This window comes from Bradyrhizobium sp. 1200_D9_N1_1, from assembly GCF_052075915.1.
In the GTDB taxonomy this organism is placed as follows: Bacteria; Pseudomonadota; Alphaproteobacteria; order Rhizobiales; family Xanthobacteraceae; genus Bradyrhizobium; species Bradyrhizobium diazoefficiens.
This window is the reverse complement of sequence record NZ_CP197226.1, coordinates 3320807-3343100: the sequence shown is the minus strand read 5'-3', so window position 1 is coordinate 3343100 and position 22294 is coordinate 3320807. Positions and strand designations below refer to the sequence as shown.

The window sequence follows — 22294 nt, the reverse complement described above, 5'->3', positions numbered from 1 at the left end:
GGAGCGTGAGAAGCGCCTACTCGACCCTAACATTCGTCGTCGCGCTGGGCGGTTTCGCCATTGCGATTTGGGTGCTCGGCAAACTTTGGCAGATCTTGCTCGCTCTCGGCGGCTGAACTCATTTATAAGATAACAAGAGCCGTGGCGACTTTGTGAGCCTTCGGAAGGCCCTGCCGAGCGTATCCTGCGTTCAGGTCCAGCGCACTGCCGGAACTTTGGTCAAAGGGGGGAGCCGGATCGGTGGGTCTTAACCAAATTTTAAGATCTACTGTGCGGCGGCATCCCTTCTGGGTAAAAGGGGGCAGCTTCAAAGTCAGTTGCGTTCAAGGGTCATGATTACGTACAAGCAGTACCACATCCAGCGAGTTGAGCACGGCCATAGGCGCTGGACTGCCCGTATCACGCGAGCCGATGGCCAGAACATCCGCACCATCTTACCGGCTTCCGAACGTCCCTACCTTGATACGAAGCCGGCCGCGTCCGCCGAGGAAGCCGAGGAGCTCGCCAAGGAAGGCATAGACTTCGGCGGAATGGTTTAGGCCGGCCGCGCCATCGATACGATGCTTCCGTAAGTTGCGCGCGAGAACTAGCCGCAGCGAAAAAATTGTTCAGGCCTCGTGAGGCCCAGTAGCCTTTGCGATTTTTCAAGAACGGCGGGAACGCTGCAGAAGTCATGCGCGTCGATACGGCCAATTGCCTTCCGATCTGTCGTCTGCAGTTCACAACGATACACCCCGCCTACCCAGCCACGCCAGCGCTGCGGAGCAAGCAGCTGAAAGCAAGGTAGTCCAAAGCCAGGGTCGTCCACGGACGGCGCTAATAGAGCGCAGATACAAGAATGCTCCGAGAAGCGTCCCGTAGTTCCTTCGAAATTCTCCATTGAGCTTAGCTATTTCCGGCAGATCGGAAGAAAAAGCCTTGCATTCCTTGGCCATAGGCTCGGCTCCATCTGAGGCTGGACGAGCATCCCAGAAACTACTGTTTTGCCCGACAATGCAAGCTTCCATTTCGGTTTTTCAGACGACCGAATGCACATGCAGAATCCGGCGCCAAGTATCGACGTGCCTACCTCAGGTTCGCATCCGGCCAGAGAGGACCCCTGTCGGCGGCGCTGTACGCAAATTCTGTCGCACCATTGGTTAGACGCACAAATGCCGATCGCGACACAGCAAGCGATGGGAGATGAAATTTTATCCTGTCATTGAACTCGGGCCCGCTATCAGCGTCTCCTGAACCGTCCCATCGACGCAACACGCACCGCGGTTTGAGCCCTCCGCTTGAGGTCCCGGTTCCACGAGCCACTCAGCTTGTGGTCCTCGTCAGTTGTTGAGCTTCACGCGTTTCAACCCTCGCCGCTGCCGGGATAGGGCAGCCTTCTCATAACGCTCCAAGCTCGACAGAAATCTCAATTGCTTTGGCTCAGCATCTTCAATCACGGACAAGATCAGAGCAAGCTTGAGGCTTCGCAAACGATCCCGACGAATCCTGGCCTGAGCCAGATCCTGAAGCACGATCTCCATCCCCGCGCCATTGAACTCCCCCGCAAAAGCCGCAGCGAACCTTGCGCAAGCAGAACCTGAGGCTTCCTCCCAGCGAGACAAACCATGCCGATAGGCGTTGCGGCTCGATACTGTTTTCCCAGCGTTTGTTCGCGGACCGGTACTCTTCGCTGCGTTTGCTCGATTGGCTTCGATTTGTCGCTTTGACGCCAACTTGCCTCCTCGATCCTCTACTCAGCGATCTAGCGATCCGTTGGTCGCGACTATCACGGACTCAGTCCTGCTTTCCCGCGCCTCCGGGATGCCGCCGTAACTGATCCGGAGGATGAGACCGATCCGCCAACAACTGGGCAATGAACGTATGGAGGTTTGCTCCACCAAACAAATAGGCCGCCATTCCGGCCGCTTGCGCCGCAGCAAGGTCGCTCTGCTTGTCGCCGATCATGAAGCTAGCATCGAGATCCACTGGGTACCGTTCAAGCAGGGCTCTAATCATCCCCGGCTGCGGCTTGCGGCAGTTGCAGAGGACACGGTATCGCTCGATCAGTCCATCGGGGTGATGTGGGCAGAACTCAAACGCATCGATATGCGCACCCACGACAGCAAGTTCACGCGACATCCAATCGTGCAAATTGCGAACGTGTCGTTCCTCATAAAACCCCCTCGCGATTCCTGATTGGTTCGTCACGACAAAGGCAAGATAACCGGCGTCATTGACTGCCTTTACGGCTTGTTGCGCTCCTTCTACCCACCGGATCTTGTCCGGATCAAAAGCATAGCCATCGTCCTCGTTGAGGACGCCATCGCGATCAAAAAACACTGCCGGACGCATCAAGCTCTTCAGCCCGCGCTGGAGGGATATTGCCGATCTTCCGACAATCGCTGCCCCATTTCAACAAGTCGCGGTCGGACAAGATCCTCCTCTGCGCCCGCGCCTTGCATCCAGCTGTTTGCTGTTGAAGCGTAAATTGGCTTCGTTTTGTCGCTTTGATGCTGGGCCGCCTCCCGTCACCCCCGCCCCAAACGCGTGAGAACAAGAGCCATTCTTCCCCCTAAAGGGAGCAACAATGTTGCTGCTGAAAGGACTGGCATTCCGGTGCGATTGGAGCGTTACTGAGTCGGCTGGCCTCCGCGAGTTTGGTCTTCTGGCTGATCAGACCAAGCTTGGCGCGCAGCCAGAGTTCGAACTCGTCGACGATCGGCGGCTCTTCTATTGGCGGACGGCGCGACGCTCGTCGGCGGTGCGGCCGCGGATCTCGGCTTCGATGACGTAGAGCCCGGCGATACGTTCGAGCGCCTCGCTGGCGATCGGTGCGGGACCGGCCGCGGCGAGTTCGTAGAAGCGCCGGCGCACATGGGACCAGCAGAACGCCAGTTCAACGTCACCGCGCTCGGCCAGGACCCGATAGCCGGCATAGCCGTCGACCTGGAGGATGCCGGCAAAACCCGCGAGGTGGACGATCGGCCGTTCGGCCTTGCGATCGGGGGCGTAGACATAGGCGACGGCGGGCGGGTCCGTGCCGCCCCAGGGCCGGTCGTCGCGGGCATAGGCCCAGAGCTGGCCGGTCTTGGTGCGGCCGCGTCCGGGATCGAGCACCGGGGCGGTGGTCTCGTCGGCAAATAGTTTTGTCGAATGCTTCAGCAGAACGAACCGGTCTCAAGCCGCTTGGCGAACAAGCACACACCCGTGCCGTCCCAATAGATCAGCTTCACCCGGTCGGCGCGCTTGGCGCGGAACACATACACGGCGCCGGAGAACGGATCGGCCTGGATGCTCTCACGCACCAGGGCCGCGAGCCCTTCGGCACCCGGCCTGGTCGCCACCATCACCCGCACCGCGCCCGTCGGTCCGATCACGTGCAGGTCTTCAGCGCATGGATCACGGCCGCAACCGTCACGGCATCCGCGCCGCGGCCGACCCGGACCGCGACGCCGTTGATCTCGAGCTCGATGATGCCGCTGTTCTCGGCGCCCTCGGGCGCCTTCCGGAGGCGTCGGCGCTGCCGCGGTGAGCACTCCGGCGGCATGGACGATGGGGTAACGACAGCGGGCACGAACGTCTGCGGCTCGGGAGCCACAGGGATCGCAACCGGCTGTCGCATTTGCCGGCGCCACGTAAACAGCTGTTGCGGCGACAATCCGTGCCGCCGCGCGACCTCCGATACCACGGCTCCCGGGGCCAGCGTCTCCTCGACGAACCGAGCCTTCTCGTCGGCCGAGAACTGCCGGCGTCGGCCGGTCTCGGTGATGACCTCGACCCGACGAACCGAGGTCCTAGGCTCAAGCATATGGTCAAGCTTAGACACAAGCCGATCTCCAATCAGAGATCGATCATTCCTCGCTCGACGCCTTCAATGGAAGATGGGGCCGAAACAGCGCTTACGTTACGGGGCCTCTAGCAGCCATCGAACCCCGGACCGCAGGACCGAAAAGAAGGCCGCCTGGCGGCGTCCTAAACTGGCCCCGGTGTTGCCACCTGAAAGCTCCGCCGATCTCCTGGACAGGCTCCTGAGCGAGCTGGCCCTACAGGAGGACCACGACGGACTGCTCTGAGGCGGACGCTCGGGTGCTCGAGGCCGCCTACCAAAGGAGGGTCGAGGATGCCCCTCTGCCCGACATCCATTCGGCGGACCAGCAGCCTGCGTCCTCCACACGCGTTCCATCCGATGAAGGCCTTACGACGGCATCCAGCGACACCGATGTGGCTGCTGCCCTCGCTCGGCGAGAGCAAGCCGGCCTCGCCTTTCCGAAAGAGCCGCCTCGAAGACGGAGCAAGGATCACCTGGCCTTCATCCGCAGCCAGGGGTGTCTCGTCTGCCAGAAGACCCCCGCCGACGCGCATCACCTTAAGTTCGCCCAGCCACGAACATTGGGACGCAAAGTCAGCGACGAGTTCACCGTCCCGCTTTGCCGATCCCATCATCAATCTCTGCACCGACACGGCAACGAAAGGGCCTGGTGGACCAACCTGCAAATTGCGCCCCTTCCTATCGCGAAGGAGCTTTGGGATGCCAGCCCTGTCCATGTGATAAACGGGGAAACGGTTGTTGCACCGCCCTCGCGTCCGCTATCGGAGGGGCAAGGTCAATGAATGGTCCTGTCGACCTCCGTAAATCGCAACAGGCGAGCGTCTTGCCGCCTCAATTCGAAGCGTTGTGTCCTCCGCCCCAACTGCTTCCTGGAGAAAGGATCGATCACTATCAGGCTCTTCAAACCGTGATCTTCCGCGACCTCAATCCTCAATCCGCCATCGAGTGGCTGCTCGCCATCGACATCGCAGAACTCTCTTGGGAGATGCAACGCTACCGGGTTTTGCGGCATAGGCTCTTGAACACCTATCGCCAAAAGGCGGTCGAGATGACGCTTCGCCGCGTCGATCTAGCTGGCATTGCTCCAGACTTTCAGGATGTAGCCGAAATCTACACCATCAATAACGCCCTGGATTGGCAAATGGATGCTTCGGCCGCGCACGATATCGAAGCCCGTCTCAGATCGCACGGCTTCGATCAGCACGCTATCAGCATGGAGGTTTACGTTCAGGCGCACGAGATCCTGACGCTATTTGAATCACTCCTGAACGGAGCGCGGCTTCGGCGCCTACTACTGATAAGAGAATTCAATGCTTCGCGGAACCCAGCCAGACGGCACCCAATCCGCGGTGCGCATCGAACCGCTTTGCAGCAGGGCGGAGCGTAAAGAAGGCCGTAAGCGATGACACCAATATAGACCTCCCGCGAAGTGATCGATGCAGACCAACGCGAGCGCCGCTCTGCTTTCGGGGACGAGGCAAACATCGCCAAGGCAATTTGAGTATTGCAGGATCTGATCGGATCGTATTTGAAGTAACAACCTTCAAACGATCACAGCTCCCTTGGACAGCTTACGATGGATTAAGCGAGAGTAACCGCTCTATCAGCCGAGCGACAGATATGCCGCGTACGCCTGTTTCAGACCGTCCGCGAGAGCGGTCTTCGCACGCCAGCCGAGCCCTTCGAGGCAACTGACGTCAAGTAGCTTGCGCGGCGTGCCGTCCGGCCTTGATGTGTCGAAAGCGATTTCACCCTTGTAGTCAATGACGTCTGCGACGAGCCGGGCGAACTCAGCAACGGCGATGTCCTTTCCGGTGCCGATATTGACCAGCCCGGCGCCGGAATAGGTCTTCATGAGGTACACGCAGGCATCTGCCATGTCGTCGACATAGAGGAACTCGCGCCGCGGCGTGCCGGTGCCCCAAACCTCGACGGTCTTTGCGCCCGACAGCTTGGCCTCATGAAAGCGGCGGATGAGCGCGGCAACGACGTGGCTCAATTCAGGATGATAATTGTCGCCGGGCCCGTAGAGGTTGGTCGGCATCACGCTGATGAAGTCGCTGCCATACTGGCTGCGATAGGCTTCCGCCATCTTTATGCCAGCGATCTTGGAAATGGCATAGGGCTCGTTGGTCGGCTCCAGCGGGCCCGTCAGCACCGAGTGTTCCCGCAGCGGCTGCGACGCCAGCTTGGGATAGATGCAGGACGAGCCGAGGAACATCAGCTTCTCGGCATGGTTCACATGCGCAGCATGGATCACATTGGTGGCCATCGCGATGTTGTCGTAGATGAACTCGGCGCGCAGCGTGTTGTTGGCGACGATCCCCCCGACCTTGGCGGCGGCGAGGAAGATCACTTGCGGCCGCACTTTCGCGAACCAGTCGAATACTTGCGCCTGGTTGCAGAGATCGAGCTCGCGACGCTCGACGGTGACGAGATTCACATCCTCCCGCGCCAGCCGGCGCACGATCGCGCTGCCGACCATGCCGCGATGGCCGGCGACGTAGACGCTTTTGCCCTTCAGCTCAAACGGTATGCTTGCCATGAGCTGCTTCCTGTTTCGCCTCGGCCAGATCGCCCGTCATCATCTCGTCGACGAGCTGCGCAAAAGTCCGCCTCGGCTTCCAGCCGAGCACCTTCTGGGCCTTGCTGGCATCGCCGACGAGCAGATCGACCTCGGTCGGGCGGAAATAGGTTGGATCGATCTTCACCACCGTCTTGCCGCTGATGGCATCGACGCCGGTCTCGTCGACGCCCTTCCCGCGCCATTCGATGCGGCGGCCGACATGGGCGAAGGACAGCTCCACCATCTCGCGCACCGAGCGCGTCTCGCCGGTGGCGAGTACGAAGTCGTCGGGCTTGTCGGCCTGCAGGATCATGTGCATGCCCTCAACGTAATCCCTGGCATGGCCCCAGTCGCGCTTAGCCTCGAGATTGCCGAGATAGAGCGTCTGCTCCAGCCCAACCTCGATCCGCGAGACGCCGCGGGTGATCTTGCGGGTGACGAAGGTCTCGCCGCGGATCGGGCTCTCGTGGTTGAACAGGATTCCGTTGGAAGCGAACATGCCGTAGGCTTCGCGGTAGTTCACCGTGATCCAGTAGCCGTAGAGCTTGGCGACGCCATAGGGCGAGCGCGGATAGAACGGCGTGGTCTCCTTCTGCGGGATCTCCTGCACGAGGCCGTAGAGCTCGGAAGTCGAGGCCTGGTAGAACCGCGTCTCTTTCTCCATGCCCAGGATGCGGATCGCCTCCAACAGGCGCAGCACGCCGACGGCATCGGCGTTAGCAGTGTATTCCGGGCTTTCGAAGCTGACGGCGACGTGGCTCTGGGCGGCGAGATTGTAGATCTCGGTCGGCCTTATCTGCTGCACCAAGCGAATCAGGTTGGTCGAATCCGTCATGTCACCGTAGTGCATCAGGAAAGGCACGTATCCGACATGCGGGTCTTTGTAGAGATGGTCCACGCGCGCGGTGTTGAAGGACGACGAGCGCCGCTTGATGCCGTGCACGGTATAGCCTAACGACAGCAGATACTCGGCGAGATAGGCCCCGTCCTGACCCGTCACGCCGGTGATTAAAGCGACTCGTTTGGTCATGGCCTACCTTGTTCCCGCGCATCTCAGATAAAACAGGCGCGACGAGGCGCCAGCGAAGCATGTTCACGCATGTCTTCTTGGACAGATCACCATTCGCACGTCAACCCCCTGGTCCCGGCGCCTGTCAAACGACTGCAAGCTGATCGGAAACGGTGACATGGCCAACCGACGGGACATTGGCCAGGTGGTCGCAGCCCGCCTTTCCCACTCGGCCTCCACACGACTTCAGTTCCTCAACCTGCTATGGATGCACAGTTCCTCGTTCGTCGTCCCGGCCTAGAGGTTGCGTGAACCGCCGCGTTGTACCTACTTCGATATACCTTGAATTGATGGCATTTGTGGTTCCGCTAACTCTCCCCATTCCGGACTAGATACTGGTTCGCAGCCGAGAGAAGATTGGTTACGGCAAGAGGATCGTGGCCGCACTAGCTGTAAGCAGCAAGTGAGTCTCGCCACCATCTAGATCACCCCGATCGAGCAGCGCACCGGTCACACCATCTTACCACCCTGCTTACCCCGCCTCCGGAGAGTTGATCTCCTCCGACCTGCTGGTCTGAGCCTCCAAGGCAGTCGAGGCGCGGCACCGGATGGGCTCGGCTGACCTATGCCCGCCGGTATGCCTTGTTCACATTGGATCTTGCCGGAGCGGCGATGGATGCGCCTGAGGTGGCCACAGCTGCGCCAGGAGCGAACGGAAGGCCTACGGTCATTTCTGAACCGGCCTCCGTCGAGCTCCTGGAACGGCTCCGGGGCGAGCTGGCCGCCCAGCAGGACAGTGACCGGTTACTTGCCTGGGCCAGGGTTGGCCTGCCGCTCAAGAACATTCTTCTGGAGGTCGACGCCCGTACCGTTGACGCGGCCTACAGAAGCGCATGTAGGAAGCTGTCCTCACCAATCTAGCCGAAGCAGACCAGCCGCCCGACCCAGTGAACGTTCCACTTATGGCCACCCAGCTTCCCGGCCCGGCATCCGACGAAGTTCACCCAGCTGATACTCAGCTTCAAAAGCGTGCCGAGCTCGCCATCCCAAAGGAGCCGCCCGCCGGCGAAGCAAGAGCCCTTGCTCATCCGCAGAAGGCTGCGTTGTTGTCTGCCTATCTTGGAAATCGAACGGGCAGTCGGAGTCGGCAACGTGAGCCGGCTCTTCATCGAATTGATCAACGGGCATTTCGACTTCGCGAGCTAGACTCCGTTGAGCCGTATTCATGAGCCGCTTCCGCATTTCATTTGACGACTTCAGCAAGCTGTTTGACCAACTCGGCCGAATAAACCTGCTGCCCCCAGCGGTTGAGATGCGTGAGGCTGGCGAAATATGCCGCAAACATTGTCGCCGGAGTGCCGAGAATGCGGTTACTTCCGATCCCAAGCGCGAGGGCAATTTCTAGTGCTCGCTCAGAGCGCTGGTCCACCGAACCCGGACCGGAAGTGTAGTCGGCCAAAGGCGAAACGACTAGATAGACCGGTGTTGATTGGGGCAGCTTTTGGACGGTCTCACCTAGTACCTAGAGGGCGTCTCGGTAGGCCTGATTGATGTTCAAATCGAATGCCGTGCCAGAGGGCGGCGTTGGAACCCCGACGGATAGCCCGTGAAGATTACCTTCGGCCTGATCCGCGAGATGGGCGTGCGCGGCGTCCTGGTCTACTGCCATTGTGGCCATGACGTTGCTCCGGCCGCCGACCGCTGTCCGGCTGTCCGAGGTCGAGCCGCGGCTCGTCTGTTGATCCTGGGATCGCGGTGCGAAACATCGCGGATGCGGTTTCCGACCAGTTGTCGAGCTTGCCGCTGAGTTTGCGGAAAAAGCGTTCCGGAAGACCCGCGCGTCCTGTGAGGCCCTGCAAAGCCCTGGCGTGCCGGAAGGAGTGAACATTGCCAACGCTATAAGGTTTGGCAAGACATCAATCGCTCAAGCATTTCAAGCGCCATCGCTCCCCGACATGGTGCCCTCCTCTTGCGTATGTCCAAACTACGGGCAATAAACCACGGAGGCGCCACACAAGCCGAAACCACAATGACTTAGCAATCCGAGTTGAGCAGCCCCAAGAGTTTCCTGTAAGTCGAAGGAAAAGCAATTGCGTTGCCCGGTCCTACCTCGGTCGAGTTGGCAACCTTTCTAAGGTGCACGACAGCTATAGAAGGAAACAGAAGTGCGTGATGAAATTAGGATTGGCGTCGTTGGACTCGGCTACGTCGGGCTACCGATTGCTGTTGCGTTCGCACGCGCGGGATTTCAAACTGTAGGCTTCGATATAAACCCGCAACGCATAGATGAGCTCGTCAGAGGTTACGACCGGACCAGGGAAGTTGAGTCAGGCGATCTCAAAGAAGCCGATGTGGTCTATTCGAACAACGTTCGGAGTCTAGCGGCGATAAACTTTTTCATCGTGACTGTTCCAACTCCCTTGGATCACGCCAAGCGGCCTGATCTTAGTATGTTGTTTAGCGCTTCGGAGTTGGTCGGCTCGGTGCTTTCCCGGGGCGATATCGTTGTTTACGAGTCAACTGTGTATCCTGGTGTCACGGAGAATGAATGTGCGCCCTATCTGGAGAAAGCATCCGGGTTGGTAGCAGGTAGAGATTTCTTTCTTGGCTACTCGCCTGAGCGGATAAATCCTGGCGATAAAGAGCATCGCTTCGAAAACATCGCCAAGATAGTTGCCGGTCAGAATAAAAAGACGCTGGAAACGATGACGCGGGTCTATGGCGCGGTCATTAACGCACCTATCCATGAAGCGCCAAACATCATGACCGCCGAAGCGGCAAAGGTCATTGAGAACACACAACGCGACTTGAACATCGCGTTGATCAACGAACTGTCGCTGATCTTTAAACGCCTTGGTATCGACACGGGCGACGTGCTGGCGGCCGCAAAAACAAAATGGAATTTCCTGCCCTTCTCGCCAGGCCTGGTCGGCGGGCACTGCATCGGCGTCGATCCGTACTATTTGACCCATATGGCAGAGCAGATCGGATACCACCCGGAAGTCATACTTGCAGGGCGCCGCGTAAACGATTCCATGAGTAAGTCCGTAGCTGACGAATGCGCTCGTGTGATGATGATGAAGAAACTTGGGCAGCCGCTGACAGTGACGATCTTGGGATTGGCATTCAAAGAGAACGTGCCTGACATACGAAACAGTCGCGTTGGAGATACGGTGAAAGAGCTTGAAAAATACGGGATCAACGTTCAGGTGCATGACCCCGTTGTAGATCGGCTCGAGGCAATGAAGGAATACGGCTTGAGTCTTTTTGAGTTTGATGATCTTGCCCCGGCCGATGCGGTGATCATTGCTGTCCCGCACAAGATCTTCAGTGAGTATGGATGGCGTCGCGTCTCCGGCTTGCTCAAGCTGGCCGATCAAGGCATTGTTTTCGATTTAAAGGGCATGTTGCCGCGGAGTGATGTGCCTAGCGGAGTCCATCTCTCCCGCCTTTGACGGATGAACTGGTTGACTGTCTGTGCAGTCTGAGATGGATATTGGACGTCTAATGCAGTTGGGGCGACTTGGAAAAAACTGCGTGCCTGTTTCTTTCTCTCCGGGAGAGCAGAGCCTGAATTGTTTGAGCCCGGAGAAGCGATCTTTCATTTTTTTGATAGTGCTTCTGCACCTCTTCTTCTTCTGGTTGCAGGGTGCGGTCATATGGGCGGATGCGTCAAGCTACATCAATATATCTGATGCGCTCTTAACCTCACAGCGTGGCGTCGGCATCATCACGGGGGAGCCCCTTTGGTGGCACAATTACGTCCCATTGGGCTTGCCGTTGCTTTGGAACGCCTTGACGTTGTTGCCTATCAAGCTGATCTGGCCTTGCCTTGCGGTCGGACAACATGCAATTGCCGCTTCTGCACTCGTCTATTGCACCCGATGCTTTTACTCTGCTTGGCCGTCAAGATGGTTTGCGGTTGCGGCGGTGGCGCTTTGTCTCATTCCATTCTATCAATCGATGCATAATGCGCTTTTGACGGAGTCGCTATCTTCGTCGTTTTTGCTGATATCCTTGGGAACATCGGTCGCTGCAATCAATAGCCGAAACATGAGCGCTCGAGCTTCGGTTCTCTTTTGCATTTGCATCTTCTTCGCAACTCAATTGAGAAGCACGGTAGCAGTATTCTGTCTTGGCATCGCTTGCGCGACGCTTATTCGGCAAGGCCGGCTGCTCTCCGGGTATCTTGCGGCATTCAGCTTGGTTTTCATCTTCGGCATTTTGCTTTTCCCGTCCATCAGAGCACTTGATGGAGGCGAGTTCATTTGGCCCCGACTGGGTCCGAGCAAGTTGTGGGCGGGGCTGTATGCAAATCCCAATCCGAGCCCGGAATTGACCGAGACATTTAGAAGCTACCAGTTGCCCCCCTCGATCAGTGCGGAAAGGCTGCTCAAGCAGGGAGCTTCGTTTGGCGACGTTACGACCGTCATGCGCTTCTGGATTGATGCCGGCGCCTCCAACACAGAAGGCATCGGCAGAATCGAGGACATGGGCCGGGCGCTGATTGCCGACGGCTATCGACCTCGACTGAACTCGATCGGCTACGGTCTTTCTTCGAGCGGTTTCAATTTTTATCTTTTAGCTCTTCCAGCCGACTATGAGATTTTCCGCGGCTTCAATGGCAGGAAGCTCTTTGCGCATGAACGTAATCACTATCTTTACCTGTCCTGGGTTCGGCCAAACGTTGGCGCCTTCGACAGTCAAATCGCCGAATTCTTTGAGAAGGATGGCAAGTCCGAACTTCATCGGCTATTTGCTGCATCGATGAAACCATACTTCAGAAGCCAGCCGACTTACCTTCATTTTATCATGGGGTTGGTCGCCTATATTCCGCTTGACCTCTTATTTCTTCTTTCATTAGCGGCATCGGCGGTTCTCCTGAGAAAGGACGTTCTGCTTGGCTCGATATTTCTCGGGATACCCCTGATCAATATCTACATCACGGGAAGCTCGTTGTTCGCGGACGTCCGCTATAGTTACGCTTTGCTCGGGACGTTTCTTTTTTCCATAGCAACTTGCGTTGCCCTTTTGCCTCTGCCTCCAAGCCCGGTTCTTCTTCAGATCTCCGCGATCGTTAAGAGGAACCTTTCATTCGCGAGGAAGGGGGTGGAATTGCGGAAATAGTCCAATTCCGACTGAAGGCGCTCGCTCGCTGGAGCCTTCGGGCATGACTCGAACACCGTGTACAGGCCGCCGATCGTCCGTTGCTCCACCCGCGCCATTTGGCGTACAACACTGAAGGACTCTAACTGGCTCTGGATGAACGTTCAGGGCGCCCCAAAGCAAAGTTATGCTCGGGGCCGGCTTTGGAAGCCAAGACCATATCGAGGGCACGAACCCTGAGTTCGTGAAGTCAAAGATGCCGACGCTGATAACCGGCGCAGCTGGTTTCATTGGATATCACACCGCCCACCGTCTGTTGGAGGCAGGTCACGACGTCGTTACGATCGATAATATTTGCGATTATTATGATGTGAATTTGAAAAGAGCCAGACTAAGCCGGCTTTCTGCCTTTCGGAATTTTCACTTTGTAGAAGCGAATATCGAAGATTGCGCCGCCGTTTCGGGCTTGTTTTCAAAGTTCAAGCCGGAGAAGGTCATCCATTTGGCGGCCCAGGCTGGCGTACGCTATTCGCTGGAAGCGCCACATGCTTACATCAACTCAAATATCATAGGCTTCTTGAACATATTGGAGGGCTGTCGCCACAACGGCGTCAAGCATCTCGTCTTTGCGTCGTCTTCGTCGGTATACGGCGCAAATACCAAGATGCCGTTTTCTGTCAGTCATAACGTTGATCATCCTCTCAGCCTCTACGCGGCGACCAAAAAATCCAATGAGCTAATGGCGCACTCGTATGCCCATTTATACAACCTGCCTGTAAGTGGATTGCGATTCTTCACCGTGTACGGTCCTTGGGGTCGGCCAGATATGGCTCTGTTTCTCTTTACGCGCAGTATTATTTCCGGAACCCCCATCGACGTATTCAACAACGGGCAGCATGAGCGAGACTTCACCTATATTGATGATATTGTCGAAGGCGTCGTTCGGGTTGCAGACAAGATTGCAACGCCCAGCGCGGTCCGAAATTACGAGGCGCCCGATCCGGCAACTTCATCGGCGCCCTACCGAATTTACAATATTGGGAACAGAAATCCGATTAAGCTGACTTCATTTATCGAGTGTATCGAGGCGAAAATCGGCAGGAAGGCCATTAAACGATTTCTTCCGATGCAGCCGGGCGACGTAGCCAGCACATATGCCGACGTTGATAGTCTCGTTGAAGCCGTTGAGTTTCAACCGAAGACCTCGATTGAAGAGGGAGTCGGGAAGTTCGTCGATTGGTATTTAAGCTACTACAAGCCCGACCAGTCCGCCTAACCACGTTGCGAGGGGCCGCCAGGAGTTTTCATCGTACCCCGGTCACACTCCAGCTGTAGCCGTGCCGGTGATGGGTACGAACGTTCGTGAAGCCGTTATTCTCCAACAGGCTCCGCGCCTCGTCTTCGTTATAATACTTGGCGTATGCTGGATTGAGCTGGTCATAGATCACCAGGCGTCGCTTATCTGGGGGCAGCCGGCGATAGACCTTTTGCAAATATTGGCGCATCGGAAGCGGCAGGATTCGCGAAGCCGCGGTGTACGACATCGCAATGAAGTCCAAGACGTGGCACAGAATGGCTAGCAGGCGATGCGGCATTCGCTTGGTGACGGCTCGCAAGGGCTCAAACAGCGCCAGGTATATGCCATTGCCTTCCCGACCGTAGAGCCAAATGAAAATCACGCCTCCCGGTCTTAGCGCGCATCTCGCCGCCTTGACGATCGGTGCGGGATCTTCGACGTGATGCAGCACGCCGATCGATACCACGAGGTCGAAATCACGATCCTGCGGAATGGCCGTCCCATCGCAGCGTATCACCTCGACCCGGCTGGCGCGATCCGCGGTGTTGGCAGCGACAACAGAGAAGGATTCCGAGGGCTCAAGTGCGGTCACGTGCGCGGCGCCCGCATCCAGCAGCATATTTACTATTCGGCCAGTACCGGATCCGATATCCGCAACAGTGCGTCCGCGCACATTGTCGAGGCTCAGTAGCGGCTCGCAGATATCGGCAAAGAGTCCGAGCGAGCCATAGTAGCCGGAATTGTCCGTGTAACGGGTCCATTGATCGCCGAAATCGGCAATCGTCCGCTGACCGACGTCCGACTTGGATGTTGCTGAATGCGAGGATGTCATTGCCCGTTTCCCGCTTCCGGCGCGCGCCGCGCTTTCTGGATCAGGTGCGCGTAGCCAGATAGAGATAGTTCATTCCATAGACAAACCGCTTTACCGAAACCTGCCTGAAGCCGGCTTGCTCAAGAAGCCGTAGCATCTCAGTCTTGTCTATTCCCATGACCTCGCCTTCGGCAACGTCGCGGTGCTTGTCTTCGCTGTACCACCAGATGGCATGTCCAACATCGCCGATCAGCCGCCCGATCATCGTCGCTACCAGCAAACCGCCGGGCTTGAGCACACGATGCGCTTCCTTCAGAGCACCGATCCGCTCAGGGATATGATTGAGGCATGCGACAAAGGCGACCGTATCGAAGCTTTCCGCTTCGAACGGAAGACTGTCCGAGGATGCGATCTTTAGTGTATCCCCGCCCCAATCGACGACATCGACGCCGACGCTGTCGTCCGCGCCGGCGTCATCCTTGCCTGAGCGGAGCAGCCTTTGTCGATAGAGACGTATCAGCGCATTGTCGCCGGCGCCGATGTCGAGAACCCGTCCCCTGAGCTGCGGCAACACGGCGGCATAGCGCTCGGCTCGCAGCGATGTCAGGTGCAGCCGCTCGTTCCGTGAATCTGGCAGCAGCACCATCCGCAGGGGGGCACCGGCTAGGTCCCAGGCCGACTGCAGCAGGCTCTTGCGCGGGGCGAGCGCCCAGTTGGGCGGGAGAGTTCCATCATGTGTCGTCGCATTGGGATTCATGGCTGAACCCGTGTCCCTTTCGCTATCAGGGGAGGCAATGGGCGATCATTTCACCGCCGGCGCGATCGCCTTCCCCCGCAACGCCTGCAGCAGCGGCCAGGCGAAAATCACTCCTGGGACACTGGCCGCCAGATTGCAAAGACCTATGCTCAAGCTGAGGGCGACCGCATCCGAGTCGACCAGAACGCCACTAGGCACGAGCAAAGCGGCGAACGCAATCTCGCGCGAGCCAAATCCAGCATAAAAGATCGGAACAACCTGCGAAAGATAGATGGCCGGCGTCGTCGTGAACGCGACCCAGAGCGGAATGCGCAAGCCGAGCCCGAGCCCGAGCAGCACCAGCATCGCTGCGAACAGGCCGGTGCTGACGGCCCCGAGGCCAAGCTGCCAGCCGAAGCTATGGCACGTCGCGATATGTCCCAAAAACCGTCGCGCGGCTTCTGCTGCGGACTTGAAGAACCGCACGTGCAAGGTCAAGCCGAAGGCTGCGACTCCGAGGAGCACGAGCAGCCCGCCAAAGGTCGCGGCCTGAGCCATGACGATCCGCCAGGGCCAGTGCATCGAGATCTGCAGCGGAAGCAACAGCAGTCCAAAAAGCGCAAATCCGGCCACCGCCAGTGAGCGATCTGCGATCACGCCCTCCACCGCCTTGCCGACCGGCATTTTTAGGAGCTTGCGCGAAACCAGCGCGCGCATGCCATCCGCCAGCGCGCCGAAGGGGACAAAATGCGCGCTGAAGAGCGTCAGGAGGTTGAGCTTGAGCAACGGGAAGTAATGCACCGGACCGTCAGGACAAAGGGTTTGAAGCACCGACCGATAGCGCAAGGTTCCGACTGCGATGCTCAGCAACATCAGCATCACGGCGGCGACGAAGAAGCCCGGCCGCATCGCCGACAATTGCCGCAACACCTGGCTCGAATCGACCGCGTATGACACCAGCCAGAGCAGCAACGAGGTCAATAGCAGCGGCGCGGCGGATCGGCCGACCTTCAAGGCATGGCTTCTCAAGACAGTCCCGGCGGTAATTTCGCTTCGCGGTCCTTTGCAAGCGGCAGCGCGCGATAGGGTGTGATGGTCTCGTATTGTACGAGCCGCATCTGGCTGAGCTGGTCGGCGATCAGCCCCAGCATGCCGATGAGAAGGCTGGCGAGCATCAGGAAGATGCCGAACGTGGGAAACCCTTCGCCGTGCAGGATTGCCAGGGTCGCGCCGTAGACCGCGCCGATGCTGAACATTGCCAATGCGAAGGGCAGGAAAATCCGCATCGGGGCGAACATCATGATCACCCGCATCACCAGCAGCAGACTCGCAAAGCCCGCGCGGAGGGTGACCTTGCTGGTTCCGATGCGGGCGGCGAGCTCCACGGGATGGTATCCGATGGGATAACCACGCTCGAGCATCACCAGCAGGCTCGTCATCGACGCGCTGTAACCATTCGGAAGCAGCGGCAAATATCGACAGATCACCTCAGTGCGGAACACGCGAAGCCCGCAGTTCATGTCGCGACCGCCGCGGAACCCAAGCGACCGGGCGAGCATCAGGATCACCGCCTTGCCGACGCCGCGGACCGCGGAGGCGCCGCCCGATATTCGCTGGCCGATCACCGCCGCCAGACCACCCTGGCGAATGGCACCTATCATCGAAACCAGATCGCTGACGCGATGCTCGTTATCGGCGTCGAACCAGGCGACCAGCGGACGGCTGGCGTGGGCCATGCCGGTTTTCAACGCCGCTCCGTATCCCCGGTTGAAGCCATGCCGCATCAGGGTCACGTTCGGATATTTTTCGACAATCTCGGCGGTGCTGTCGGTCGAGCCATCATCGACGACGATGATCTCGGCGCCCGGCACAGCAAGCGAAAGCTGCTCCAGAGTCGGACCAATCCCGCCCGCTTCATTGAACGCCGGAATGACGACTGAAACGTCTTCGAACGGTCCCAAAATTGTTTCCTAAATTAGGCTCGGAAAGCACTGCTAGACATTGGCCGTTGTTCGCCACGTCGCCAAGGTCAGCAAGGTCCAGAGGGTGTAACTATAACGGGAATTTCCGTCAACGTGCTCTCGCCAGAGTCGCCGCACGGCATCCGGCTGCAGGAAGGGCGCCAGACAATCAGCCTCCCTGTCCAGCAGCCTTTCTCCAAGCGACCTCAGGCCATGGCGGAGATAGCTTGCCACCGGAATATTGAAGCCCTTTTTAGTCCCCTGTGTCAGGTCCTTTGGCAGACCGTGTCTCTCGAGATAGGCGCGCAGAATGCGCTTGTCCGGACCGCGAAGCGGGCTGATCACCGCCACGTCGAGGCCATTGGCGAATTCCATGATGCGCCGGTCGAGGAACGGCACCCGCACCTCAACGCCGTGCGCCATGCTCATCGAATCGGTCTTCATCAGCATATCGCCAGGAAGATAGTAACGCTGATCCGCTTCTAGGGCCCGGTCCGCCGCGGAGCCTTCGGTGCCGAGTGCCGCGGCATATTCGTCGAGGGCGTCAGCCTCGCGATCGACGTCCTTCATCCCGGTGCCATAGAGGGTATGGATCTGTTCGGGAAATAGATATCGCCGCCATTGCGGGTGTGGCCGCGCGCCGCCGTTCGCCATGCCGGCGAGCAATCGCGCGAATTTTTCCGCGGCTCCCACCTTGGCCTGGCTCGCCGCCGCTTTCGCAAACAGCGCGTCTGAAAGATGTCGCATCGCGAATTTCGGAAACAAAGGCCCCACGGCCGTTGCAAGGCGGGTGGCGCGATAGGTTTCATAGCCGGCGAAGAACTCGTCGGCGCCATCACCGGTCAGCAGGACGCGGACTTCCTGGCCGGCCTTCTGGCAAAGCGAATAAAATGCCAAAGCGCTCGAATCGGCCAGCTGGCCATCGACCTTGGCGACAACGTCCAGAAAGCGAACCTCGATATCTTCCCCGGTATCGATCGAAACAAAACGCTGGCGTAGATTGGTGTGCTTGGCGGTGACCGCGGCGAGTCCACTTTCGTCGAAGGCGGCTTCGCCGAAACTGGCGGTATAGGCCGACAGGTCCGAGCGACCAGGCAGCGCGGTGGCGATCAGCGCGCTGTCGATTCCGCCGCTCAACAACAGAGCGACCGGCACGTCGCTAATGAGCTGATCATCAACCACCTCGGGCCAGAGCTGGTCGAAACCGGAAAGGGCTTCTTCGAAGCTCATGATCTTGGTGTGCCGCTTGGGTTGCCAGAAATGTTCGACACGCCAACCGTTCCGGTCCGCGACGAGCGTGCTGCCGGGCGGAAGCGGCTCGATCCCGTCGATCAGGCTGCGCGCCGGTCCGGGATAGCCCTGCGCAAAGAACCGATGCAGGCTTTGCGGTGAAAGTTGCCGCGGCTGATCTTGCAGCGCCAGCAGAGCTTTGATCTCGCTTGCAAACCGCAACGACCGCCCAACGAAGGAAAAATAAAGGGGTTTGATCCCGATCGGATCTCTCGCCAGAATGAGGCGCTCGTTCTCCTGATCCCAAAGCGCAATCGCGTACATGCCTTCGAATTTCAGGAACGCGTTTTTGCCCCAGAGACGATAACTGGGAGCGATGACTTCGGTATCACAACTGGTGTGGAACCTGGCACCCGCTGTTTGGCCGAGTGCTCGCCGAAGTTCAACGTCGTTGTAGAGTTCGCCATTGTAGGAGACCGCGATCTTCGCACCTGGATCGATCATTGGTTGGGCGCCGGCGGGCGAGAGGTCCCGGATCGCGAGCCTGCGATGTCCAAGACCGACGTGGTCCTCGACCCAGATCCCGGAGCTGTCCGGGCCCCTGTGTGCCAGGGTTTCAGTCATTTGAACGATGGACTGACGGGCGATGGGTTCACCATCGAAATTTACGATACCGGTAATTCCGCACATTTCAATCGATCGCTTTCGCCCTGAAGCTGCAGCCCTTAGCATAGCGGCAAATGTACCGCTAGCGAGAGCAGGTGCGGGATCGGGAAGGATGCCGGGAGCGCCGCTCCCGCAAATCGGAATACACGATGCGATCACCGTGATTGGAGGGTTGGTACGAGAATAAACGAATTGGTATGGAGATAGACCGGAAGACCCGTAAAGCTGTCGAGAAGGGTAGAACCCAACCAGTGCGAGCCGCTATAACCGTGCCATGGCCTAGATCTCCATGCCCATCAAGGGAGCCTCGAATCGATCCTCAGACTGTAGTTAGAATGTGGGCGATTGCGGAAAGAGCCCCGCCAGCGTGAACCGGCGGCCTTTGATTTTGTGGGTAATCAAACGTCTGCGAGTCCGTCAACCTGCCCTTGGTGATAAGTGCTCTTGTATCGGAGGGAATCGGATGTTCAAGGAAAACTGGCGGGTAATTTTGGTGACGTTGCTTGCGGCAAACCTCGTCTTCATGGGCCTCCTAGAAATGCAGAGGCTCGCGATATGGCGGACCGAAGAAGCATATTTTAAGCAGATCCAGCAACCATCAACCGAACGATTTGACTTCTTGGCCAAGGAATTAGCTGAGGCCAAGAAGAGCGAAACAATGTATCTGGACCTGATCTACAGGGGATTGGCCGAATTGAATCTTCGCATGACCAAGGTAGAAAAAGCGACGGAAGAAATCCCGGCCAACGTCGCGGAAACAAGAGCAATTCGAGCCGACGTGGACGCGTTGAAAGCTACAGTAGAGCGAGCCGCCGCCGTTAAACCATAGTTGTCCAAAGGCGGGCGCTATCGGCTTTGAAACCCTGCCGATGGAGGTCGCTCATGCATCAGTCCAGTCAGCGTATCGGTGCGATTGCTGCCGCTTTGGCCAAGGCCTGGCCGATCCCGAGAAGACACTGACGCAAGGTAGCACAAGGTCTCATGGCGTTCAATAAATTGTCCTCAAGGAACCTGCTCAGATTGGTCAATTGCGGAGGCAGCTTCACTGGCAATCTCGGTCTTAGGCGATCGTCAGATGCGATTTAGCCCTTTCGAACCTTGCGATCGCTGATGGAACGTGGGATTTCACATGGAGGTCATTCTCTTAGGCAAGAGCCGTAGCACCGGTAGATCCGAAGTCCGAGACCAGTGAGCTAATGACGCGTCTTTCGCATCTCACCTCGCGCAATTTCCTGATTGCGCTCCACGACCTGCTGGCGACCGCGGCGGCGCTTTTCGCGGCCTTCTATGTGCGATTCGAGGGTGGCCCCGGCTTTTACGCCCGCTTGCCGCTGCTGTTCCAGATCCTCCCCTATTTTCTTGCCTTCAGCGTGGTCGTGTTCTTCATCTCCAACCTGACCACGACGAAATGGCGCTTCATCTCGCTGCCTGACGCGCTGAACATCATCCGGGTCGCGACCGTGCTGACGGTTGCCCTGCTCGTGCTCGACTACATCTTCGTCGCCCCCAACGTCCGCGGCGCCTTTTTCCTCGGCAAGATGACGATCGTCCTCTACTGGTTCCTCGAGGTCTCCTTCCTCAGCGCGCTGCGCATGACCTATCGTTACTTCCGTTATACGCGGGTGCGGCGGCATGCGAGGACCGATGAAGCCGCCCCGACGCTGCTGATCGGCCGGGCCGCGGATGCGGAGGTGCTGTTGCGCGGCATCGAAAGCGGGGCGATCAAGCGCATCTGGCCGGTCGGCGTATTGTCGCCGTCGCTTGCGGACCGGGGCCAGTTCATCCGCAACGTGCCGGTGCTGGGCGGCCTCGACGATGTCGAGGACGTCATCGCGGACTTCGCCAAGCGCAACAAGCCGATCATCCGCATCATCATGACACCGTCGGCGTTCGAGCCGGAGGCGCATCCGGAGTCGATCCTGATGCGGGCGCGCAAGCTCGGCGTGATCGTCAACCGGATGCCTTCGCTCGAGAGCGGCGATACGCCGCGACTCACGGCCGTCGCGGTCGAGGACCTCCTGCTGCGGCCGAGCGAGAACATCGACTATGCGCGGCTCGAAGCCCTGATCAGGGGCAAGGCGGTGATCGTCACCGGCGGCGGCGGCTCGATCGGTTCGGAGATCTGCGAGCGCGTCGTCGCCTTCGGCGCCGCGCGTCTGCTGATCGTGGAAAATTCCGAACCGGCGCTCTACGCGATCACCGAAGCTCTCACCTGCAAGGCAGCCGAGGTTGAAGGGCGGATTGCCGACATTCGCGACCGCGAGCGCATCATGCGCCTGATGACCGAGTTCAGGCCGGACATCGTGTTCCACGCCGCTGCGCTCAAGCACGTGCCGATCCTCGAGCGCGACTGGAGCGAGGGCGTCAAGACCAACATTTTCGGCTCCATCAATGTGGCGGATGCCGCCGTTGCCGCCGGCGCGGAAGCCATGGTGATGATCTCGACCGACAAGGCGATCGAGCCGGTGTCGATGCTCGGCCTGACCAAACGGTTTGCCGAGATGTACTGCCAGGCGCTGGATCACGACCTCGCGGCGGCGGCGCGCGGCGCCAAGTCGCCGATGCGGCTGATCTCGGTCCGGTTTGGTAACGTGCTGGCCTCGAACGGCTCGGTGGTGCCGAAATTCAAGGCGCAGATCGAGGCCGGCGGCCCGGTGACGGTGACGCATCCCGATATGGTCCGTTACTTCATGACCATCCGCGAAGCCTGTGATCTCGTCATCACCGCGGCCACCCACGCGCTCGGAACGCCGCGTCCCGACGTCTCGGTCTACGTGCTCAACATGGGCCAGCCGGTCAAGATCGTCGATCTCGCCGAGCGTATGATCCGCCTCTCCGGCCTGCAACCCGGCTACGACATCGAGATCGTGTTCACCGGCATGCGGCCGGGCGAGCGGCTGCATGAAATCCTGTTCGCCTCCGAGGAGCCGACCGGCGAGATCGGCGTGGCGGGCATTATGGCCGCGCAGCCGAAGGAGCCGCCGATGCTGACGGTGCGCAAATGGATCGCGGCGCTCGAGCAGGCCGTCGCGCGCGAGGATCGCGCGACCATCAGGGCCATCCTGAGGGATGCGGTGCCGGAATTCGGGTCGACCGCGGCCTGA

19 protein-coding genes and 1 pseudogene are annotated in these 22294 nt (G+C 58.8%); 8 read left to right on the top strand and 12 right to left on the bottom strand.

Annotated features, from left to right (window positions below; all coding sequences use genetic code 11):
- Positions 1–332 precede the first annotated feature (332 nt).
- Positions 333–539: a hypothetical protein gene (locus tag AB5K84_RS16025; protein WP_110116696.1), complete on the top strand. Its 207-nt coding sequence runs from the start codon at positions 333–335 to the stop codon at positions 537–539.
- A 780-nt stretch (positions 540–1319) separates the two neighbouring features.
- Here AB5K84_RS16025 and AB5K84_RS16020 read toward each other — a convergent pair.
- The 4 genes and pseudogenes from AB5K84_RS16020 to tnpA all read right to left on the bottom strand — a co-directional run bounded on the left by AB5K84_RS16020 (position 1320) and on the right by tnpA (position 3787).
- Positions 1320–1712: a hypothetical protein gene (locus AB5K84_RS16020; protein WP_162603659.1), complete on the bottom strand. Its 393-nt coding sequence runs from the start codon at positions 1710–1712 to the stop codon at positions 1320–1322.
- 61 nt (positions 1713–1773) lie between these two features.
- On the bottom strand, positions 1774–2334 hold the full coding sequence (locus AB5K84_RS16015; RefSeq protein WP_110116699.1) for a D-glycero-alpha-D-manno-heptose-1,7-bisphosphate 7-phosphatase: 561 nt from the start codon (positions 2332–2334) through the stop codon (positions 1774–1776).
- 283 nt (positions 2335–2617) lie between these two features.
- Positions 2618–3416: pseudogene (tnpB, locus tag AB5K84_RS16010) on the bottom strand (IS66 family insertion sequence element accessory protein TnpB); the annotation flags it as partial.
- Positions 3353–3787 (bottom strand): IS66-like element accessory protein TnpA, encoded by a 435-nt coding sequence (gene tnpA / locus AB5K84_RS16005; RefSeq protein WP_097668529.1) that lies wholly within the window; start codon positions 3785–3787, stop codon positions 3353–3355. The pseudogene tnpB and the gene tnpA, both read right to left, overlap by 64 nt.
- A gap of 278 nt (positions 3788–4065) precedes the next feature.
- Between tnpA and AB5K84_RS16000 the strand changes: the two genes are divergently transcribed.
- Together AB5K84_RS16000 and AB5K84_RS15995 are read left to right on the top strand one after the other, a co-directional pair.
- A complete protein-coding gene (locus AB5K84_RS16000) occupies positions 4066–4590 on the top strand; it encodes a DUF968 domain-containing protein (RefSeq protein ID WP_441232541.1) in 525 nt (174 codons plus the stop codon).
- The gene (locus AB5K84_RS15995; RefSeq protein ID WP_110116700.1) at positions 4587–5195 is read left to right on the top strand and encodes a hypothetical protein; all 609 of its coding nucleotides are present in this window, start codon (positions 4587–4589) and stop codon (positions 5193–5195) included. Before AB5K84_RS16000 ends, AB5K84_RS15995 begins: the two co-directional genes overlap by 4 nt.
- Positions 5196–5411: 216 nt before the next feature.
- On the opposite strand, the gene AB5K84_RS15990 is transcribed toward AB5K84_RS15995, so the two are convergent.
- The 3 genes from AB5K84_RS15990 to AB5K84_RS15980 all read right to left on the bottom strand — a co-directional run bounded on the left by AB5K84_RS15990 (position 5412) and on the right by AB5K84_RS15980 (position 8842).
- Positions 5412–6353 (bottom strand): GDP-L-fucose synthase family protein, encoded by a 942-nt coding sequence (locus tag AB5K84_RS15990; RefSeq protein ID WP_110116701.1) that lies wholly within the window; start codon positions 6351–6353, stop codon positions 5412–5414.
- On the bottom strand, positions 6334–7404 hold the full coding sequence (gmd, locus tag AB5K84_RS15985; protein ID WP_110116702.1) for a GDP-mannose 4,6-dehydratase: 1071 nt from the start codon (positions 7402–7404) through the stop codon (positions 6334–6336). Before gmd ends, AB5K84_RS15990 begins: the two co-directional genes overlap by 20 nt.
- A gap of 1222 nt (positions 7405–8626) precedes the next feature.
- Positions 8627–8842 carry a hypothetical protein gene (locus AB5K84_RS15980; protein WP_162603661.1) on the bottom strand — a complete coding sequence of 72 codons (216 nt, stop codon included), beginning with the start codon at positions 8840–8842 and terminating at the stop codon, positions 8627–8629.
- Positions 8843–9548: 706 nt separating this feature from the next.
- On the opposite strand from AB5K84_RS15980, the gene AB5K84_RS15975 reads away from it, so the two are divergent.
- The 3 genes from AB5K84_RS15975 to AB5K84_RS15965 all read left to right on the top strand — a co-directional run bounded on the left by AB5K84_RS15975 (position 9549) and on the right by AB5K84_RS15965 (position 13765).
- Positions 9549–10838 (top strand): nucleotide sugar dehydrogenase, encoded by a 1290-nt coding sequence (locus AB5K84_RS15975; RefSeq protein ID WP_171463791.1) that lies wholly within the window; start codon positions 9549–9551, stop codon positions 10836–10838.
- Positions 10839–10872: 34 nt separating this feature from the next.
- Positions 10873–12510, top strand: a complete 1638-nt coding sequence (locus AB5K84_RS15970) for a hypothetical protein (protein WP_162603662.1) — start codon at positions 10873–10875, stop codon at positions 12508–12510.
- A gap of 235 nt (positions 12511–12745) precedes the next feature.
- Positions 12746–13765: an NAD-dependent epimerase gene (locus tag AB5K84_RS15965; RefSeq protein ID WP_110117341.1), complete on the top strand. Its 1020-nt coding sequence runs from the start codon at positions 12746–12748 to the stop codon at positions 13763–13765.
- A 28-nt stretch (positions 13766–13793) separates the two neighbouring features.
- Here the strand turns inward: AB5K84_RS15965 and AB5K84_RS15960 are convergent, their stop codons facing one another.
- From AB5K84_RS15960 to asnB, 5 genes are read right to left on the bottom strand one after another with little or no spacing between them, the layout of a single operon-like run.
- Positions 13794–14618, bottom strand: coding sequence for a class I SAM-dependent methyltransferase (locus tag AB5K84_RS15960; protein WP_110116705.1), 825 nt, complete (start codon positions 14616–14618; stop codon positions 13794–13796).
- 40 nt (positions 14619–14658) lie between these two features.
- Positions 14659–15354 (bottom strand): class I SAM-dependent methyltransferase, encoded by a 696-nt coding sequence (locus AB5K84_RS15955; RefSeq protein WP_110116706.1) that lies wholly within the window; start codon positions 15352–15354, stop codon positions 14659–14661.
- Positions 15355–15399: 45 nt separating this feature from the next.
- Positions 15400–16347 (bottom strand): lysylphosphatidylglycerol synthase transmembrane domain-containing protein, encoded by a 948-nt coding sequence (locus AB5K84_RS15950; RefSeq protein ID WP_162603663.1) that lies wholly within the window; start codon positions 16345–16347, stop codon positions 15400–15402.
- A gap of 11 nt (positions 16348–16358) precedes the next feature.
- The gene (locus AB5K84_RS15945; RefSeq protein ID WP_162603664.1) at positions 16359–17294 is read right to left on the bottom strand and encodes a glycosyltransferase family 2 protein; all 936 of its coding nucleotides are present in this window, start codon (positions 17292–17294) and stop codon (positions 16359–16361) included.
- 33 nt (positions 17295–17327) lie between these two features.
- Positions 17328–19214 (bottom strand): asparagine synthase (glutamine-hydrolyzing), encoded by a 1887-nt coding sequence (gene asnB / locus AB5K84_RS15940; protein WP_162603665.1) that lies wholly within the window; start codon positions 19212–19214, stop codon positions 17328–17330.
- A gap of 439 nt (positions 19215–19653) precedes the next feature.
- On the opposite strand from asnB, the gene AB5K84_RS15935 reads away from it, so the two are divergent.
- Together AB5K84_RS15935 and AB5K84_RS15930 are read left to right on the top strand one after the other, a co-directional pair.
- Positions 19654–20019, top strand: a complete 366-nt coding sequence (locus AB5K84_RS15935) for a hypothetical protein (protein WP_110116710.1) — start codon at positions 19654–19656, stop codon at positions 20017–20019.
- 367 nt (positions 20020–20386) lie between these two features.
- On the top strand, positions 20387–22294 hold the full coding sequence (locus tag AB5K84_RS15930) for an SDR family NAD(P)-dependent oxidoreductase (protein WP_110116711.1): 1908 nt from the start codon (positions 20387–20389) through the stop codon (positions 22292–22294).

Excerpts from the sequence above, each read along its gene's own strand:
- AB5K84_RS16025 (WP_110116696.1), top strand. The coding sequence starts at position 333 with ATGATTACGTACAAGCAGTACCACATCCAGCGAGTTGAGCACGGCCAT.
- tnpA (WP_097668529.1), bottom strand. The coding sequence starts at position 3,787 with ATGCTTGAGCCTAGGACCTCGGTTCGTCGGGTCGAGGTCATCACCGAG.
- AB5K84_RS15995 (WP_110116700.1), top strand. The coding sequence starts at position 4,587 with ATGAATGGTCCTGTCGACCTCCGTAAATCGCAACAGGCGAGCGTCTTG.
- AB5K84_RS15990 (WP_110116701.1), bottom strand. The coding sequence starts at position 6,353 with ATGGCAAGCATACCGTTTGAGCTGAAGGGCAAAAGCGTCTACGTCGCC.
- gmd (WP_110116702.1), bottom strand. The coding sequence starts at position 7,404 with ATGACCAAACGAGTCGCTTTAATCACCGGCGTGACGGGTCAGGACGGG.
- AB5K84_RS15970 (WP_162603662.1), top strand. The coding sequence starts at position 10,873 with ATGGATATTGGACGTCTAATGCAGTTGGGGCGACTTGGAAAAAACTGC.
- AB5K84_RS15965 (WP_110117341.1), top strand. The coding sequence starts at position 12,746 with ATGCCGACGCTGATAACCGGCGCAGCTGGTTTCATTGGATATCACACC.
- AB5K84_RS15960 (WP_110116705.1), bottom strand. The coding sequence starts at position 14,618 with ATGACATCCTCGCATTCAGCAACATCCAAGTCGGACGTCGGTCAGCGG.
- AB5K84_RS15955 (WP_110116706.1), bottom strand. The coding sequence starts at position 15,354 with ATGAATCCCAATGCGACGACACATGATGGAACTCTCCCGCCCAACTGG.
- asnB (WP_162603665.1), bottom strand. The coding sequence starts at position 19,214 with ATGTGCGGAATTACCGGTATCGTAAATTTCGATGGTGAACCCATCGCC.
- AB5K84_RS15935 (WP_110116710.1), top strand. The coding sequence starts at position 19,654 with ATGTTCAAGGAAAACTGGCGGGTAATTTTGGTGACGTTGCTTGCGGCA.
- AB5K84_RS15930 (WP_110116711.1), top strand. The coding sequence starts at position 20,387 with ATGACGCGTCTTTCGCATCTCACCTCGCGCAATTTCCTGATTGCGCTC.